Genomic DNA, 17,790 nt, shown 5'->3' with positions numbered 1-17,790 from the left:
ATTGCAGAAAAGGGGGTAACCATAGATGTGGGAGCGGGCTTGCTCGCGAAGGGGCCATCAGTAACAACCATTAAACCTCAGGCTTGACCCGATCCGCCGGCCGCCGAACCCCAGCCACAATCTTATCCACAGCCTTGGTCGCCGCGACCATGCCGAACGTTGCCGTCACCATCATCACCGCGCCAAAGCCCCCGGCGCAGTCGAGCTTCACGCCATCACCGACAAAACTCTTCTGCAAGCAAATACTGCCGTCCGGTTTCGGGTAGCGCAGTTGCTCGGTGGAAAACACGCAGGGCACGCTGTAGTGGCGGGTCACGGTGCGGGAGAAGCCGTAGTCGCGGCGCAACGTGGAGCGCACTTTCGACGCCAGCGGATCGTTGAACGTGCGGTTCAGGTCGCAGACCTGAATCAGTGTCGGGTCGATCTGCCCCCCCGCGCCGCCGGTGGTGATGATCTGAATCTTGCGACGTTTGCACCAGGCGATCAGCGCCGCTTTGGCGTTGACGCTGTCGATGCAGTCAATCACGCAGTCGATGTTCGGCGTGATGTACTCGGCCATGGTTTCGCGGGTGACGAAGTCCGCCACCGCATGCACCGTGCAGTCCGGGTTGATCCCGCGCAGGCGCTCGGCCATCACCTCGACCTTGGGCTTGCCGACGGTGCTGTCCAGCGCATGCAGTTGACGATTGACGTTGCTGACACAAACGTCGTCCAGGTCAAATAGCGATATCTCGCCCACGCCACACCGGGCAACAGCTTCCGCCGCCCAGGAACCGACGCCACCGACGCCGACGATCGCCACATGGGCCGCCCGCAAGCGCTCAAGACCTTCGATGCCATACAAGCGGGCAATGCCAGCAAACCGCGGATCTTCTGTACTCATGACCATTACCCCAAAAACCGGCGCGCATTATAGGGCCGTCGGCGGTCAAGAGCACCTTTGGGCTATGGACGGCAGTCTTGACGGCTTCAAATGACTACAAATTCATTGGAATTGGGATATACCGCCCCGGTCAAAGAACTTAAATCGACTTAAAGTGCCCAACGTCCGGCATTTCCCTGTCCGCTGTACGATCAGTGAATGCCCAGTGTAGGATGCGCGCCCCCGCCCCTTGGCAGCCGGCCGCCGACCGTTCCTTCGTTCTGCAGCCCCTGGAACCTGAAATAGCTATGTCATCGCGTAAATTTGGACTCAACCTGGTCGTGGTTCTTGCAATCGCCGCCTTGTTCACCGGTTTCTGGGCGCTGGTCAATCGCCCGGTCACCGCCCCCAACTGGCCTGAGCAGATCTCCGGCTTTTCGTACTCGCCGTTTCAACAAGGCCAGTACCCACAAAAAGCCCAGTACCCGACCGACGATGAAATGCGTCGCGATCTGGAGATCATGAGCAAGCTGACGGACAACATCCGCACCTACTCGGTCGACGGCACGCTGGAGAACATTCCCAAACTGGCGGAAGAATTCGGCCTGCGGGTGACCCTGGGGATCTGGATCAGCCCGGACGAAGAGCGCAACGAGCGCGAGATCACCCGCGCCATCGAAATCGCCAATTCCTCGCGCAGCGTCGTTCGCGTGATTGTCGGTAACGAGGCGATCTTCCGTAAGGAAATCACCGCTGCAGAACTGAGCCTGATCCTGGATCGCGTCCGCGCGGCCGTAAAGGTTCCGGTCACCACCTCTGAACAGTGGCACGTCTGGGAAGAAAACCCGAGCCTGGCCAAGCACGTCGACCTGATCGCGGCTCACGTTCTGCCCTACTGGGAGTTCGTTCCGGTGGACAAGGCCGGTCAGTTCGTTCTCGACCGCGCTCGTGACCTGAAAAAGATGTTCCCGAAAAAACCGCTGCTGCTCTCCGAAGTCGGCTGGCCGAGCAACGGCCGCATGCGCGGTGGCGCCGATGCGTCGCCGGCGGACCAGGCGATTTACCTGCGCACGTTGGTCAACAAGCTCAACCGCCAAGGCTTCAACTACTTCGTGATCGAAGCGTTCGACCAACCGTGGAAGGCCAGTGACGAAGGTTCGGTGGGCGCGTACTGGGGCGTGTTCAACGCCGCGCGTCAGCAGAAATTCAACTTCGAAGGCCCGGTCGTCGCGATCCCGCAATGGCGGGTACTGGCTATCGGCTCGGTAGTGCTGGCATTGCTCTCCCTGACCCTGTTGATGATCGACGGCTCGGCCCTGCGTCAACGCGGCCGCACCTTCCTGACCTTTATCGCGTTCCTCTGCGGTTCGGTGCTGGTGTGGATCGGTTACGACTACAGCCAGCAATACAGCACCTGGTTCAGCCTGACGGTGGGCTTCTTGCTCGCCCTCGGTGCACTCGGGGTGTTTATCGTGCTGCTGACCGAGGCCCATGAGCTGGCCGAAGCGGTCTGGACCCACAAACGCCGGCGTGAATTCCTGCCGGTAGTGGGCGATTCGGACTACCGACCGAAGGTGTCGATTCACGTACCTTGCTACAACGAGCCGCCGGAGATGGTCAAACAGACCCTCAACGCCCTGGCCAACCTCGACTATCCGGACTTCGAAGTCCTGATCATCGACAACAACACCAAAGACCCAGCGGTCTGGGAACCGGTGCGCGATTATTGCGAAACCCTCGGCCCGCGCTTCAAGTTCTTCCACGTGGCACCGCTGGCCGGCTTCAAGGGCGGCGCGCTGAATTACCTGATTCCGCACACTGCCAAAGATGCCGAAGTGATTGCGGTGATCGACTCGGACTACTGTGTCGATCCGAACTGGCTCAAGCACATGGTGCCGCACTTCGCCGACCCGAAAATCGCCGTGGTGCAGTCGCCGCAGGATTATCGCGACCAGAACGAAAGCACCTTCAAGAAGCTCTGCTATGCGGAATACAAAGGCTTCTTCCACATCGGCATGGTCACCCGTAACGACCGTGACGCGATCATCCAGCACGGCACCATGACCATGACCCGGCGCTCGGTGCTCGAGGAACTGGGCTGGGCCGACTGGTGCATCTGTGAAGATGCCGAGTTGGGTCTGCGCGTATTCGAGAAAGGTCTGTCGGCTGCGTACTACCACGACAGTTATGGCAAGGGCCTGATGCCCGATACCTTTATCGACTTCAAGAAACAGCGTTTCCGCTGGGCTTACGGAGCGATTCAGATCATCAAGCGTCACACCGCCAGCCTGCTGCGCGGCAAGGACACCGAACTGACCCGCGGCCAGCGTTACCACTTCCTCGCGGGCTGGTTGCCGTGGGTCGCAGACGGCATGAACATTTTCTTCACCATCGGCGCACTGTTGTGGTCGGCGGCGATGATCATCGTGCCGCAACGGGTCGATCCACCGCTGCTGATTTTCGCGATCCCGCCATTGGCGTTGTTCGTATTCAAGGTTGGCAAGATCATCTTCCTCTACCGTCGTGCGGTCGGGGTCAACCTGAAGGATGCGTTCTGCGCGGCACTGGCAGGGTTGGCGTTGTCGCACACCATCGCCAAAGCGGTGCTGTACGGCTTCTTCACCAGCAGCATTCCGTTCTTCCGCACCCCGAAAAACGCCGATAACCACGGCTTCTGGGTGGCGATTTCGGAGGCTCGCGAAGAGGTGTTCATCATGCTGCTGTTGTGGGGCGCGGCGCTGGGGATCTTCCTGGTGAACGGCCTGCCGAGCAACGACATGCGCTTCTGGGTGACCATGTTGCTCGTGCAGTCGCTTCCGTACCTGGCGGCGCTGATCATGGCGTTCCTGTCGTCGCTGCCAAAACCGGTGGCCGAAGCCGCGACCGCACCGGCTGTCTAAATCAGTACAGATGCACTAAACGGCGGCCAATGGCCGCCGTTTTGCTTTAAGATAACCGCCATTTTGCAGGCCTTGGCCAGGCACGTACCAACGGCCGAACGCCATACCTGTGGGAGCGGGCTTGCTCGCGAAGCTTTTGGCGTCAGTGATGGCCCCTTCGCGAGCAACCCCGCCCCCACATTTAGCCCGCGCCCATATTTCATGTTTTCGGAGCTTTCCATGACGGCCCACGCCGACCTTTCGCCGACGCTTCAACTCGCCATCGACCTGATCCGCCGTCCGTCCGTGACGCCGGTCGACGCCGATTGCCAGAAGCAGATGATGCAGCGCCTGGGCGATGCCGGTTTCACGCTGGAACCGATGCGCATCGAAGATGTGGATAACTTCTGGGCGACCCACGGTAAACACGAAGGCCCGGTGCTGTGCTTCGCCGGCCACACCGACGTGGTTCCGACCGGCCCGGTGACCGCCTGGCAGATCGATCCGTTCAACGCGGTGATCGACGAGCACGGCATGCTCTGCGGCCGTGGCGCGGCAGACATGAAAGGCAGCCTCGCGGCCATGACCGTCGCCGCTGAGCGCTTCGTCGCCGACTACCCGGACCACAAGGGCAAGGTCGCTTTCCTGATCACCAGCGACGAGGAAGGCCCGGCGCATCACGGCACCAAGGCTGTGGTTGAACGCCTCGCTGCCCGTAAGGAACGTCTGGACTGGTGCATCGTCGGCGAACCGTCGAGCACTACCCTGGTGGGTGATGTGGTCAAGAACGGCCGTCGCGGCTCCCTCGGCGCCAAATTGACCGTACACGGTGTGCAAGGTCACGTGGCGTATCCGCACCTGGCGAAGAACCCGATCCATCTCGCCGCCCCGGCGCTGGCCGAACTGGCCGCCGAGCACTGGGACCACGGCAACGATTTCTTCCCGCCGACCAGTTTCCAGATTTCCAACGTCAATTCCGGCACCGGCGCGACGAACGTGATTCCGGGTGATCTGGTGACGGTGTTCAACTTCCGCTTCTCCACCGAATCCACCGTCGAAGGCCTGCAAAAGCGCGTCGCCGACATTCTCGACAAGCATGGTCTGGACTGGCACATCGACTGGGCGCTGTCCGGCCTGCCGTTCCTCACCGAACCAGGCGCCCTGCTCGACGCGGTATCGGCGAGCATCAAGGACATCACCGGTCGCGAGACCAAGGCGTCCACCAGCGGCGGTACTTCCGACGGGCGCTTCATCGCAACCATGGGTACTCAGGTTGTCGAACTGGGCCCGGTCAACGCGACGATCCACCAGGTCAACGAGCGCGTACTGGCGGCCGACCTCGACGTGCTGAGCGAGATCTACTACCAGACCCTGATCAAGTTGCTCGCCTGATGCTCGCCTGCCCGATCTGCAGCGAACCGCTGAACGCGGTGGACAACGGCGTGGCTTGCCCCGCCGGGCATCGTTTCGACCGTGCGCGGCAGGGTTACTTGAACCTGCTGCCGGTGCAGCATAAAAACAGCCGCGACCCTGGGGATAACCTGGCGATGGTCGAAGCCCGTCGCGACTTTTTGAACGCCGGCCATTACGCGCCGGTGGCCAAGCGTCTGGCGGAACTGGCGGCGCAATACGCGCCCCAGCGCTGGCTGGACATCGGTTGTGGCGAGGGTTACTACACCGCGCAAATCGCCGAAGCCTTGCCCAACGCCGACGGCTATGCGCTGGACATTTCCCGGGAAGCGGTCAAACGCGCCTGCAAACGTAACCCTGCGCTGACCTGGTTGATCGCCAGCATGGCGCGGGTGCCGCTGGCCTCAGGCAGCTGCCAGTTTCTCGCCAGCGTTTTCAGCCCGCTGGACTGGGAAGAAGCCAAACGCCTGCTCAGCCCCGGCGGCGGCCTGATGAAAGTCGGGCCGACCAGCGGCCATCTGATGGAATTGCGCGAGCGGCTGTACGACGAAGTGCGCGAGTACACCGACGACAAACACTTGGCGTTGGTGCCGGAAGGCATGGCGCTGCAACACAGCGAAACCCTGGAATTCAAATTGACGCTTGCCAGTGGTCAGGATCGCGCGAACCTGTTGGCCATGACACCCCACGGCTGGCGCGCGAGTGCCGAACGCCGGGCGGCAGTCATCGAACAGGCCGAGCCGTTCGAGGTCACCGTGTCGATGCGCTACGATTATTTTGTTCTTCAATAAATTCTTAAATTTTGGTCTCGAGCAAACAACTTGAGGCCGGCTAAATCCGCGAATGGATTTTTCAGACCCGCAGTGAGGACATCCATGCGCCAACCCGATATCGAGATTTACCTGAAAGACGCCGACGTCGACTACAAGGCCATCGCAGCTTGGCTCGGCGCGGCTTTAGGCCCATGCACCGATTGGGTTCAGAAAGGCCAGACCTACAAGTGCAAGGCCGGCAACGTGCCGGTTACCTGGCTGCCGAAAGCTGTCGGCAAATGGAACAGCCTGTACCTGGAAAGCGACCAGACCCCATGGGAAGACGACATCGCCTGCGCCCGCGCCGCGTTTGCCGCGCTGAACGTTGAAGTGCGTTGCGCACCGGGCAGTTGGGTCGAGGAAGAAGGTGAAGAAACGGCGGATCGCTGGATGCGAATCAGCGCCGATGGTGAAGAAGAAATCACCTGGAAAACTGCGTAAAAATCCGTACGACGGACGTATGCACGACGCGAATCAAATGTGGGAGCGGGCTTGCTCGCGAATGCGGTGTGTCAGTCAAAGTTGATATCGACTGACACACCGCATTCGCGAGCAAGCCCGCTCCCACATTGGTTTTGTGTGATCTAAAGGGTTGTGTTTACAAACCCACCACATCCTCAGCCTGCAAGCCCTTCTCCCCGGTCACCACCGCATACTCAACCTGCTGACCTTCAGTCAGCGAGCGATGCCCTTCGCCGCGGATCGCGCGGTAGTGCACGAACACGTCCACCCCGTCCTCGCGCTGAATGAAGCCATAGCCCTTGGCGTCGTTGAACCACTTCACATTGCCGGTTTCGCGCGTAGCCATATCTAGTTACCCCCTTGTTTTTATTTTGAACGGCCGAGTATATGACAGCGGCGCAAACTCTCAACTCAAGTTTACTTAGCCGCTTTTTTGCCGATTTTCGGCGAATACGGCACACTATCTGCCGCCCGAGCAAACGCTCGGTTTTATCCACTCACGCAGAAGCCGTATGACCCGCTCCCCGTTCCGCCGTCTTGTGTTTGGCACCCTGCGCCGACTGCTGTACCTCTGGGTTCGCTCGGAGACGATCAACCAGTCGTCGCTCACCCTCAACCTCGACCGCAGCCGGCCGGTGTTCTACGTCCTGCAAAATCCATCACTGACCGACCTCGCCGTGGTCGATGCCGAATGCAGCAAGGCCGGTCTGCCCCGCCCGGTGTTGCCGGTATCGGTGGGGGCGTTGGTGGAGCCCGCCGCGTTCTTTTACCTGACGCCGGAGCCCGACTGGCTCGGCCGTCAGGACAAACGCGGTGCGCCACCGACCCTGACCCGTCTGGTCAGCGCCTTGAGCCAGAACGCCGCCGAAGACGCGCAGATCATTCCGGTCAGCGTGTTCTGGGGCCAGTCGCCAGACAGCGAGTCGAGCCCGTGGAAACTGCTGTTCGCCGACAGCTGGGCCGTCACCGGGCGTTTGCGTCGGCTGCTGAGCGTCATCGTGCTGGGGCGCAAGACCCGGGTGCAGTTCTCGGCGCCGATTCATTTGCGTGAACTGATCGATCACAACAAAGGCCACGAGCGCACCGTGCGCATGGCCCAGCGGATTCTGCGGGTGCACTTTCGCAACCTGAAAGCCGCGGTGATCGGCCCGGACATTTCCCACCGCCGCAATCTGGTCAAAGGCCTGCTCAATCAGCCCTTGGTCAAACAAGCGATCCTCGATGAAGCCGAGCGCGAGAACATCTCTCCGGAAAAAGCCAAGGCCCAAGCCTTGCGCTACGGCAACGAGATCGCCTCGGACTACACCTACACCGCGATCCGCTTCCTGGAAGTGGTGCTGAGCTGGTTCTGGAACAAGATCTACGACGGGATCAAGGTCAACCACATCGAAGGTGTGCAGAAAGTCGCCCAGGGTCACGAAGTAATCTACGTGCCGTGCCATCGCAGCCACATCGACTATTTGCTGCTCTCCTATCTGCTGTTCCGCAACGGCCTGACCCCGCCGCACATCGCCGCCGGGATCAATCTCAACATGCCGGTGATCGGTAGCTTGCTGCGCCGTGGCGGGGCGTTCTTCATGCGCCGCACCTTCAAGGGCAACCCGCTCTACACCTCGGTGTTCAACGAATACCTGCATACCCTGTTCACTAAAGGCTTCCCGGTCGAGTACTTCGTCGAGGGCGGCCGCTCGCGCACCGGGCGCATGCTGCAACCGAAAACCGGGATGCTCGCGATCACTCTGCGCAGCTTCCTGCGTTCGTCACGCATGCCGATCGTCTTCGTGCCGGTGTACATCGGCTATGAGCGAGTGCTGGAAGGCCGCACCTACCTCGGCGAATTGCGTGGCGCGAGCAAGAAGAAAGAATCGATCTTCGACATTTTCAAAGTCATAGGCGCGCTCAAACAGCGCTTCGGTCAGGTCGCAGTCAACTTCGGTGAGCCGATCAAACTGGCGGAATTCCTCGACAGCGAACAGCCAGACTGGCGTCAACAGGAACTCGGTCCGCAGTTCAAACCGGCCTGGCTCAACGAAACCACCCACCGCCTCGGCGAGAAAGTCGCGCAGCATTTGAACGAAGCAGCGGCGATCAACCCGGTGAATCTGGTGGCCCTCGCGTTGCTGTCCACCAGCCGTCTGGCCCTGGACGATCGCGCCATGGCGCGGGTGCTCGATCTGTATCTGGCGCTGTTGCGCAAGGTTCCCTACTCCTCGCACACCACCCTGCCGGAGGGCGACGGCCGGGCGCTGATCGAGCACGTGAAGGACATGGACCTGCTGTCCGAGCAAAGCGATGCGCTGGGCAAAATTCTGTACCTGGACGAACAAAACGCCGTCCTGATGACCTACTACCGCAACAACGTGCTGCACATCTTCGCGTTGCCGTCGTTACTGGCGAGTTTCTTCCAGAGCACCTCGCGCATGAGCCGCGAGCAGATCCTGCGCTACACCCGCGCGCTGTATCCGTACCTGCAATCGGAGCTGTTCATTCGCTGGTCGCTGGACGAACTCGATGGCGTGCTCGATCAATGGCTCGAAGCCTTCGTCGAGCAAGGCCTGCTGCGTTTCGAGAAAGACGTGTACCTGCGTCCGGCACCGAGTTCACGGCATTTCGTACTACTGACGCTGCTGTCGAAAAGCATCGCCCAGACCTTGCAGCGCTTCTACATGACCGTTTCCTTGCTACTCAACAGCGGCCAGAACAGCATCAGCGCCGAAGAACTGGAAGATCTGTGCACGGTCATGGCCCAGCGCCTGTCGATCCTCCACGGTCTGAATGCCCCGGAATTCTTCGACAAGAGCCTGTTTCGTCACTTCATCCAGACAATGCTGGACCTCGACGTGCTGCGCCGTGACGAGGCCGGCAAGTTGAGCTATCACGAACTACTCGGCGAACTGGCCGAAGGCGCGGCCAAACGGGTATTGCCGGCAGAGATTCGTTTGTCGATCCGTCAGGTGGCGTTGCATCGCAGTGAAGATGCGGCGGATCAAGTCGCGACTGCGGCGCAGACCGACTAAATTCCTACAGGCGCCAGGCTTCTTCTGGCGCCTTTTTTCTGAACCTTTTTTACGAACAAGGAAGCCGCCATGCTCCGCCCTACCCTTCGCTTCGCCGGCCTGTGCGCAGGCTTGATGATCTGCGCCAACGCCTTGGCAGTGTCTCTCAGTGACCTGTCGCAACAAGACGCCACCGGCGGTCTCAAGGACGCCCTGACCCAAGGCGCGCAACTGGCCGTTAAACAACTCGGCGCGCCTGGCGGCTTCAGCAACAACCCGGACGTGAAAATCGAACTGCCGGGCAAGCTGGGTAAAGTCGCCAAGAAGATGAAACAGTTCGGCATGGGCGATCAGGTCGATCAACTGGAAACCAGCATGAACAAAGCGGCTGAAACGGCCGTGACGCAGGCTCAGCCAATTCTGGTGGATGCGGTGAAGAAGATGACCGTGGAAGATGCCAAGGGGATCCTCAGCGGCGGCAAGGACTCGGCCACTCAGTACCTGAGCAAAACCAGCCGCGAACAGATCCGCACCAAGTTCCTGCCGATCGTCAAACAAGCCACCGACCAGGTGGGTTTGGCCCAGCAGTACAACTCGTTCGCCGGGCAAGCGGCGACCCTGGGCGCGCTGGATGCGAAAAATGCCAACATCGAAAGCTACGTGACCGAGCAGGCGTTGAACGGTTTGTTCGAGATGATAGGCAAGCAGGAAGAAACCATTCGCCAGAACCCTGCGGCGGCGGCGACCAGTTTGGCGAAGAAGGTGTTTGGTACGCTCTAGACCTGACATGGAACCCTGTGGGAGCGGGCTTGCTCGCGAAAGCGATCAGACAGTCACATCAATGTTGGATGGACCGCCGCTTTCGCGAGCAAGCCCGCTCCCACAAAGGATCAGATCGTCGACGCTGCCCGCAGGAAGAACACCCACTCGCGCCCCATCTTCCTTTTCTCGAACACCTTCAACTCGACCAACCCGTTCAGGGTGGCCGACGCGGTGTTGTAAGAGCAGCTCAGATTCTCCTTCACATTGACCGCCGTGAACTCTTTGGCCATTCCACTCTTGGCCACTTGGTATACGGCTCGCTGTTTCTCGGTGAGCTGATCGAAAAAACCTGACTCCAACAGCCATCGATCGAAGCTTTCGGTGTAGGCCAGGCTTTTTCGATAAGCCTCGGTAAAAGCGCTGACTGCCCGGAAGATGACTGAACACTGGAAATCGATGAAATAGGTCAGGTCCAGATCATCAGCTTCGGTATTCAGATACGAACGCCCGTATTTCACCGGCGCGTTGCGCAGCAACAGGCTGATCGCGATGTAGCGAAAGGCCGAGAAGTCATTCTTGAACATAAACCAGTAAAACAGTGCCCGCGCGACCCGGCCATTGCCGTCGCGAAAAGGATGCTCATAGCCCAGCGCAAAATGCAGCGCGATACCTTTGATTAATGGATGAAGATAATCCCCATGATTGGGATCGTCGTGAGACTGGTTGATCCACTTCGACAGCACCTGCAATCGTGACGCGAGCCCCGCTGCGGGAGGCGGCGTATGAACAGTGTTGCCCTCACCGTCCTGCACCACCACGTCATCGTTGATCCTGAAGGCACCCGGTGAATATTGCGGGTCATCGATACCTTCGACACCAACACGATGCATCGCCGTGATCAGTTCGACGTTCAAGGGTTCATAACGCTTTTCCCAGGCGAAGCTCATCATCTTGTAGTTGCCGATAACCATCCGCTCATCCGGCGTCCGCGGCAGGCGCTTGCGCTTGAGCATGTCCTTGGCCACCCGAGTGGTGGTTGCCGCGCCTTCGAGCTGGCTGCTGCTGATGGCTTCATCTTCGATCAGATCGTTGAGCAAGTAGCTGAAATGCGCACGCTCGCCGATCTGGCCGGTCATGTACTCCAACGCGGCCGTTGTGGCTTTCCGGTCGACGGCAGAAATAGCTTTCTGTGCCAATGGAGTCAGCACAAATTGGCCCCACTGAGTGGGCTCGCCCAATGGTAACAGGCTGGAATACTGCGCGGTCCGGGCTTTCTTGACCAAGGCCCAGCACAGATTCGAATCCAGCCCCGGCGCCCAGCGGTAGCGCAACTCATCGAACGGAAGATAGCGCCCCCGATCGTCCAGAGGCTTGAGCAGTGCGAGGTAGTCCGAGAGGCGTTCCTTGTGGGGCGATTGCCCCAAGCGATCGAATACCGGGTCGGATCTGCCCTGCAGCATGGGCGGTTTTTTCATTATCGGTGTCTCAACAACTCACGAAATTGAGTCTTGAGTACAACAGTGCACGTACTTTGACTCAATATCAGACGGATCTGAAATATGTGTAGGAGCCTGGACCGCCTTCGCGGGCAAGCCTTAATGCCAGTCAGTTAAGCGCAATCCATGTGGGAGCGGCGTAAACCCGCCCCTCCCCACTTGCCAAAAGAGACCCGCTGTAAGATCGGAACCATAGGTGACCATCACCGCAGCAACGGATATGTCCCCCACCAACAAGAGCATGGTTGGCCCAAAGGCCGCCAAGATCAAAGGATCAGACCGGCTCTTGCTTGACCCTGAACCAAGCCGCATACAACGCCGGCAAAAACAGCAACGTCAACGCCGTCGCCACAATCAGCCCGCCCATGATCGCCACCGCCATCGGCCCGAAAAACACACTGCGCGACAATGGAATCATTGCCAACACCGCCGCCAACGCCGTCAGCACAATCGGTCGGAACCGCCGCACCGTCGCCTCGATAATCGCTTGCCAAGGCTTAAGCCCGGCAGCGATATCCTGCTCAATCTGATCCACCAGAATCACCGAGTTACGCATGATCATCCCGGACAAGGCGATCGTCCCGAGCATCGCCACAAAACCGAACGGCTGACGGAACACCATCAGAAACAGCGTCACACCAATCAGCCCCAGCGGTGCTGTCAGAAACACCATCACCGTGCGTGAGAAACTGCGCAGCTGCAGCATCAGCAACGTCAGCACCACCACGATAAACAGCGGCACACCGGCCTTCACCGAGTTCTGCCCGCGCGCCGAGTCTTCCACCGTACCGCCGACGTCCAGCAAGTAGCCGTCCGGCAGTTCGGCGCGAATTGGATCAAGGGTCGGCATGATCTGCTGCACCAGCGTCGCCGGCTGTTCCTTGCCGTAGATGTCGGCGCGAACCGTCACGTTGGGCAGACGGTTACGGTGCCAGATGATGCCTTCTTCGAAGCCATACTCCAGCGTTGCAATCTGCGACAGCGCCACACTGCGACCATTGTCAGTCGGCACGGCCAGGCTTGGTAGCAACGCCAGTTCGGTGCGTTCATGCACCGTGCCGCGCAGCAGGATCTCGATCAACTCGTTGTCTTCGCGGTACTGGCTGACGCTGGCACCGGTCAGCGAGCTTCGCAGGAAACCCGAGAGGTTTGCCGTGCTCACACCCAGCGCCCGCGCGCGGTCCTGATCGACGTTCAGGTAAACGACTTTGCTCGGTTCTTCCCAGTCCAGATGCACGTTGACCACGTGTGGGTTCTCGCGAACCTTGGCCGCTACTTTACGGGCCAATGCGCGGACTTCCTCGATGTGCTCACCGGTCACCCGGAACTGCACCGGATAGCCAACCGGCGGGCCGTTCTCCAGCCGCGTGACCCGCGAGCGTAAGGCAGGGAATTGTTCGTTGAGGGTTTCGATCAGCCAGGTGCGCAGGGTTTCGCGATCTTCGATGGTTTTGGCCAGGACGACAAACTGGGCGAAGCTCGCTGCTGGAAGTTGCTGATCCAGCGGCAGGTAAAAACGCGGCGAACCGGTGCCAACATACGCCACGTAGTTATCGATCCCGGCGTGATCCTTGAGCAGACCTTCAAGGCGCTTGACCTCCTCGGCGGTGTTGCTCAACGACGCACCTTCGGCCAGTTTCAGATCGACCATCAGCTCCAGCCGCCCCGAAGCCGGGAAGAACTGCTGCGGCACGAAACGGAACAGCACCACTGACGCGACGAACATCACGACCGTCAAAATGATCACCGTTTTGCGCCGGCGCACGCACCACTCCACCAGCCGTCTGACACGCTGATAGAACGGCGTGCCATAAGGGTCGGGTTGGCCGTCGCCGGTGCCATGCTTGGCTGCGTGAATTTTCGCCAGGTCCGGCAGGAGTTTTTCCCCCAGATAAGGCACAAAGACCACGGCGGCAACCCACGACGCCACCAACGCGATGGTGACCACCTGGAAGATCGAACGGGTGTATTCACCGGTGCCCGATTGCGCGGTGGCAATCGGCAGGAAACCGGCAGCGGTGATCAACGTACCGGTGAGCATCGGGAACGCGGTGCTGGTCCAGGCATAGCTCGCGGCTTTGACCCGGTCGAAGCCCTGTTCCATTTTGATCGCCATCATTTCCACAGCGATGATCGCGTCGTCCACCAGCAACCCCAGCGCCAGTACCAGCGCGCCGAGGGAAATCTTGTGCAGACCGATGCCAAGGTAGTACATGCAGGCAAAGGTCATCGCCAACACCAGTGGAATCGCCAGCGCCACGACCATGCCGGTGCGCACACCGAGGGAGAAGAAGCTCACCAACAGAACGATTGCCAGAGCCTCCACCAGCACCTGAACAAACTCGCCGACACCGGTTTTCACCGCGGCGGGTTGATCGGACACCTTGCGCAGCTGCATGCCGGCCGGGAGGTTTTTCTGGATCCGGGCGAACTCGACTTCCAGCGCTTTACCCAGAATCAGAATGTCGCCACCACCTTTCATGGCTACCGCCAAGCCGATGGCGTCTTCAGCCATGAAGCGCATGCGAGGCGCCGGTGGATCGTTGAAGCCACGACGAACGTTCGCCACATCACCGATGCGGAACGTGCGATCACCGACGCGGATCGGGAAGTTCTTGATCTCGTCGACCGTCTGAAAATTCCCCGAAACCCGTAGCTGCAAACGCTCGCTGGTGGTTTCGAAGAAGCCTGCGGTGGACATCGCGTTCTGCTCTTCAAGCGCCTGCTGCACCACCGCCAACGGCAACCCGAGGGTGGCCAGTTTGACGTTGGAGAGCTCGATCCAGATCTTCTCGTCCTGCAGCCCGAGCAGATCGACCTTGCCCACATCCTTGACCCGTTGCAGCTGAATCTGGACACGGTCGGCGTAGTCCTTGAGCACCGCGTAATCAAAACCTTCGCCGGTCAGGGCGTAGATGTTGCCGAAGGTGGTGCCGAACTCATCGTTGAAGAAGGGCCCCTGGATGCCCGGGGGCAAAGTGTGGCGAATGTCGCTGATCTTCTTGCGGACCTGATACCAGAGCTCCGGGATCTCCACCGAGTGCATCGAATCCCGAGCAATAAACGTGACCTGAGACTCGCCCGGGCGAGAGAACGAAGCGATCCGATCGTACTCGCCGGTTTCCATCAGCTTCTTTTCAATACGTTCGGTAACCTGGCGCGACACTTCCTCGGCCGTGGCCCCCGGCCAGTTGGTGCGAATCACCATGGCCTTGAAGGTGAACGGCGGGTCTTCACTTTGGCCGAGCTTGGTGTAGGACAACGCGCCGACGACGGCCAGCAAGAGCATCAGGAATAGTACGATCTGGCGGTTACGCAGCGCCCATTCGGAAAGATTGAAACCCATCGGGGATTACTCCTTGTGCGCCAGATTGACCACGCGATTGGAGCGATCCACCGGGCGCACTTGCTGCCCGTCGTGAAGCACATGAACACCGGCCGCCACCACCCAGTCGCTGGCGTTCAGGCCTTCGAGCACCGGCACGGTTTTCTCGCCGAATGCACCGACCCGCACCGGGGCTTTTTTCAAGGTGTTGTTGGCGCCGACCACCCAGACATAAGTGGCACCGTTTTCCGCGGTGACCGCCGACAGCGGCACCGACAACGACACTACTTCGGCGGTCTGGATGAACACCCGGGCGCTCTGGCCGAGTTCGCCGGGAACCTTGCCGGCGGTAAATGCAATGCGAGCGGCGAAGGTGCGGGACTTCGGATCGGCCGCAGGCGACAGTTCACGGATGCGTCCGGGGAAACGTTGATCGGGTTGGGTCCAGAGTTCCACCGAGACCGGTTGGCCGACCTTGAAGCGGCCAAAACTCTGCTCCGGCAGGCTGATCGACACTTCGCGCTCGCCATCGGTGGCAAGGGTAAACACGGTTTGCCCGGCCGCGACCACTTGCCCGACTTCAACCGCACGTTTGGCCACCACGCCATCCTGCGGCGCACGCAGCACCGCGTAACTGGCCTGATTGGTCGAGACGTTGAATTCGGCTTTGATTTGCTTGAGGCGTGCTTCACCGGAGCGGTAGAGGTTTTCCGCGTTGTCGTACTGCGAACGGCTGACCATCTGCCGCTCCATCAGGGTCTTGTAGCGATCACGCTCGGCGCGCACCAGGCTCAAATTGGCTTCGGCGGCCGCGACTTGGGCACGGGTGGCTTCCAGTTGCAGGCGCACGTCCTGAGGATCGAGTTCCGCCAGAGGCTGGTCGGCCTTGACCCGCTGGCCTTCCTCGACCAGTCGTCGGCTGACTTTACCGCCAATGCGGAAGGCCAGATCGGGCTCATAGCGCGCGCGTACTTCACCGGGATAACTTTCCATGGCCTGAGCCGAAGGCTCTGGCTGTACGACCATGGCCGGGCGGACGGTGACTTGAGGCGCCTCTTCATGGCCACACGCAGACAATAAAAAAGCCAGGCTGACCGGCAATGCGAGGGGCAAGGCATAGCGGAACATGGTGAAGGACCTTTCGCTAATGGTGCTTGGAATAATTATACTGACCAGTATGTTATTAATAGCAAACTCACCAGTCCAGTATTAAAGCGAAGAATGTCTAACAATCTTTCAACACCCAGCGGTCCGGGCCGTCCCAAGGATCTGGCCAAGCGCCAGGCCATCCTCGACGCGGCGAAAATCCTGTTTCTGAGCAAGGGATACGCCAACACCAGCATGGATGCCGTGGCGGCCGAGGCCGGCGTGTCGAAGCTGACGGTCTACAGCCATTTCAATGACAAAGAGACGCTGTTTGCCGCCGCGGTGATGGCCAAGTGCGAGGAGCAACTGCCAACGCTGTTTTTTGAATTGCCGGACGGCATTGCCGTGGAAACCGTGCTGCTGAACATCGCGCGCGGCTTTCATCAGCTGATCAACAGCGATGAATCGGTGAACCTGCACCGGTTGATGGCGACGCTGGGCAGCCAGGACCCGAAACTTTCGCTGATCTTCTTCGAGGCCGGGCCAGAACGCATGCTTCACGGCATGGAGCGGTTGCTGAGCAAGGTCGATCAGAGCGGCGCGTTGAGCATCGATAAACCGCGCAATGCGGCAGAGCATTTCTTTTGCCTGCTCAAGGGCGCGGGGAATTTCCGGTTGCTGTATGGCTGTGGTGAGCCGGTGACCGGGGATGCAGCTGAAGCCCATGTGCGGGAAGTGGTGGGGTTGTTTATGCGGGCTTATCGGCCGGAGTCGGTCTGATGATCGTTCCCACGCTCTGCGTGGGAATGCAGCCCGGGACGCTCCGCGTCCCTTTCGAAGCGGACGCAGAGCGTCCATTGAGGCATTCCCACGCAAAGCGTGGGAACGATCAGTATCGAATCAGGGCTTGAGCGCTTTCTTCGGATAAATGTCGTATCGGCTGGACTTGCCATCCAGCGCATGACTCGGCTTCGGCCCGTCGATGCACGGCGCCTTGCGTGGGCGTTTGACCACCACCCGGTGACTGGCCAGGGCCAATGCCGCTTCGAGCAATGCCGGCGCATCCGGGTCATCGCCCACTAGCGGCCGGAACAGGCGCATCTCCTTCTTCACCAACGCTGTTTTCTCACGATGGGGAAACATCGGGTCGAGGTAGATCACCTGCGGCGGCTCGCCTTCCCAGTTGCGCATCACCTCGATCGAATTGCCCTTGAGCAAACGCATCCGCGCCACGATCGGCGCCACATCGAAATCTTCCGCGCCGCGCGCCAGGCCATCTTCAAGCAACGCGCCGATCAGTGGCTGGCGCTCGATCAGGCTCATCTCGCAGCCCAGGCTGGCCAGCACGAACGCGTCCTTGCCCAACCCCGCCGTGGCGTCCAGCACGCGTGGGCGCACGCCTTGGGCGACGCCGACCGCTTTGGCGATCATCTGACCGCTGCCGCCGCCATACAACCGACGATGGGCCGCGCCGCCCTCGACGAAGTCCACCCGCACCGGTCCCGGTGCGTCCGGCCCCAGTTGTTGCAGCTGCAACCCCTGCTCGCCCACCTGCAAGGCAAACTCGCCGTCATCCACCTGCAACGGCAACCCCAGGCGCTCGGCCCATTGCTCAGCCTGTGGCTGAAAGGTCGTGCCCAAGGCCTCGACATGGATGCGGCAGGCCGCAGGTTGCTCAATCATGGGAAAACACGCTCAAA

At 60.2% G+C, this 17,790-nt stretch carries 13 protein-coding genes; 7 read left to right on the top strand and 6 right to left on the bottom strand.

Translation table 11 applies throughout. From position 1 onward, the window contains the following. Positions 1–70: 70 nt before the first annotated feature. Complete coding sequence (gene tcdA, locus IC37_RS18935; RefSeq protein ID WP_161794720.1) at positions 71–883, bottom strand: tRNA cyclic N6-threonylcarbamoyladenosine(37) synthase TcdA; 813 nt, start codon at positions 881–883, stop codon at positions 71–73. Positions 884–1,170: 287 nt separating this feature from the next. Here tcdA and IC37_RS18930 point away from each other — a divergent pair, with 287 nt between their 5' ends. The 4 genes from IC37_RS18930 to IC37_RS18915 all read left to right on the top strand — a co-directional run bounded on the left by IC37_RS18930 (position 1,171) and on the right by IC37_RS18915 (position 6,404). Further along, positions 1,171–3,762 (top strand): glycosyltransferase, encoded by a 2,592-nt coding sequence (locus tag IC37_RS18930; RefSeq protein ID WP_030131188.1) that lies wholly within the window; start codon positions 1,171–1,173, stop codon positions 3,760–3,762. A 219-nt stretch (positions 3,763–3,981) separates the two neighbouring features. Continuing rightward, entirely contained in the window at positions 3,982–5,133 is a 1,152-nt protein-coding gene (gene dapE / locus IC37_RS18925; protein ID WP_030131187.1) for a succinyl-diaminopimelate desuccinylase, read from the top strand. Beyond that, a complete protein-coding gene (locus IC37_RS18920) occupies positions 5,133–5,942 on the top strand; it encodes a putative RNA methyltransferase (protein WP_030131186.1) in 810 nt (269 codons plus the stop codon). Before dapE ends, IC37_RS18920 begins: the two co-directional genes overlap by 1 nt. A gap of 84 nt (positions 5,943–6,026) precedes the next feature. Then, complete coding sequence (locus IC37_RS18915; protein ID WP_007897129.1) at positions 6,027–6,404, top strand: hypothetical protein; 378 nt, start codon at positions 6,027–6,029, stop codon at positions 6,402–6,404. Positions 6,405–6,561: 157 nt separating this feature from the next. On the opposite strand, the gene IC37_RS18910 is transcribed toward IC37_RS18915, so the two are convergent. Then, positions 6,562–6,771, bottom strand: a complete 210-nt coding sequence (locus IC37_RS18910; protein ID WP_007964248.1) for a cold-shock protein — start codon at positions 6,769–6,771, stop codon at positions 6,562–6,564. 166 nt (positions 6,772–6,937) lie between these two features. Between IC37_RS18910 and plsB the strand changes: the two genes are divergently transcribed. Continuing rightward, positions 6,938–9,442 (top strand): glycerol-3-phosphate 1-O-acyltransferase PlsB, encoded by a 2,505-nt coding sequence (plsB, locus tag IC37_RS18905; RefSeq protein WP_030131185.1) that lies wholly within the window; start codon positions 6,938–6,940, stop codon positions 9,440–9,442. A gap of 69 nt (positions 9,443–9,511) precedes the next feature. Next, entirely contained in the window at positions 9,512–10,201 is a 690-nt protein-coding gene (locus IC37_RS18900) for a DUF4197 domain-containing protein (protein ID WP_030131184.1), read from the top strand. Between the two features lie 110 nt (positions 10,202–10,311). Here IC37_RS18900 and IC37_RS18895 read toward each other — a convergent pair whose 3' ends face one another. The 3 genes from IC37_RS18895 to IC37_RS18885 form a co-directional block, all read right to left on the bottom strand. Next, the gene (locus tag IC37_RS18895) at positions 10,312–11,658 is read right to left on the bottom strand and encodes a Fic family protein (RefSeq protein WP_030131183.1); all 1,347 of its coding nucleotides are present in this window, start codon (positions 11,656–11,658) and stop codon (positions 10,312–10,314) included. Positions 11,659–11,953: 295 nt separating this feature from the next. Continuing rightward, a complete protein-coding gene (locus IC37_RS18890) occupies positions 11,954–15,025 on the bottom strand; it encodes an efflux RND transporter permease subunit (RefSeq protein WP_030131182.1) in 3,072 nt (1,023 codons plus the stop codon). 6 nt (positions 15,026–15,031) lie between these two features. Next, positions 15,032–16,132, bottom strand: coding sequence for an efflux RND transporter periplasmic adaptor subunit (locus tag IC37_RS18885; RefSeq protein WP_030131181.1), 1,101 nt, complete (start codon positions 16,130–16,132; stop codon positions 15,032–15,034). A gap of 93 nt (positions 16,133–16,225) precedes the next feature. On the opposite strand from IC37_RS18885, the gene IC37_RS18880 reads away from it, so the two are divergent. Then, positions 16,226–16,870: a TetR/AcrR family transcriptional regulator gene (locus IC37_RS18880; protein WP_030131180.1), complete on the top strand. Its 645-nt coding sequence runs from the start codon at positions 16,226–16,228 to the stop codon at positions 16,868–16,870. Between the two features lie 120 nt (positions 16,871–16,990). Here IC37_RS18880 and IC37_RS18870 read toward each other — a convergent pair whose 3' ends face one another. After that, positions 16,991–17,773: a class I SAM-dependent methyltransferase gene (locus tag IC37_RS18870; protein WP_008012270.1), complete on the bottom strand. Its 783-nt coding sequence runs from the start codon at positions 17,771–17,773 to the stop codon at positions 16,991–16,993. Positions 17,774–17,790 lie beyond the last annotated feature (17 nt).

This window comes from Pseudomonas sp. QTF5 (assembly GCF_000512695.2).
In the GTDB taxonomy this organism is placed as follows: domain Bacteria; phylum Pseudomonadota; class Gammaproteobacteria; order Pseudomonadales; family Pseudomonadaceae; genus Aquipseudomonas.
The sequence above is the reverse complement of the archived record's forward strand: the minus strand, read 5'-3'. Positions and strand labels throughout refer to the sequence as shown.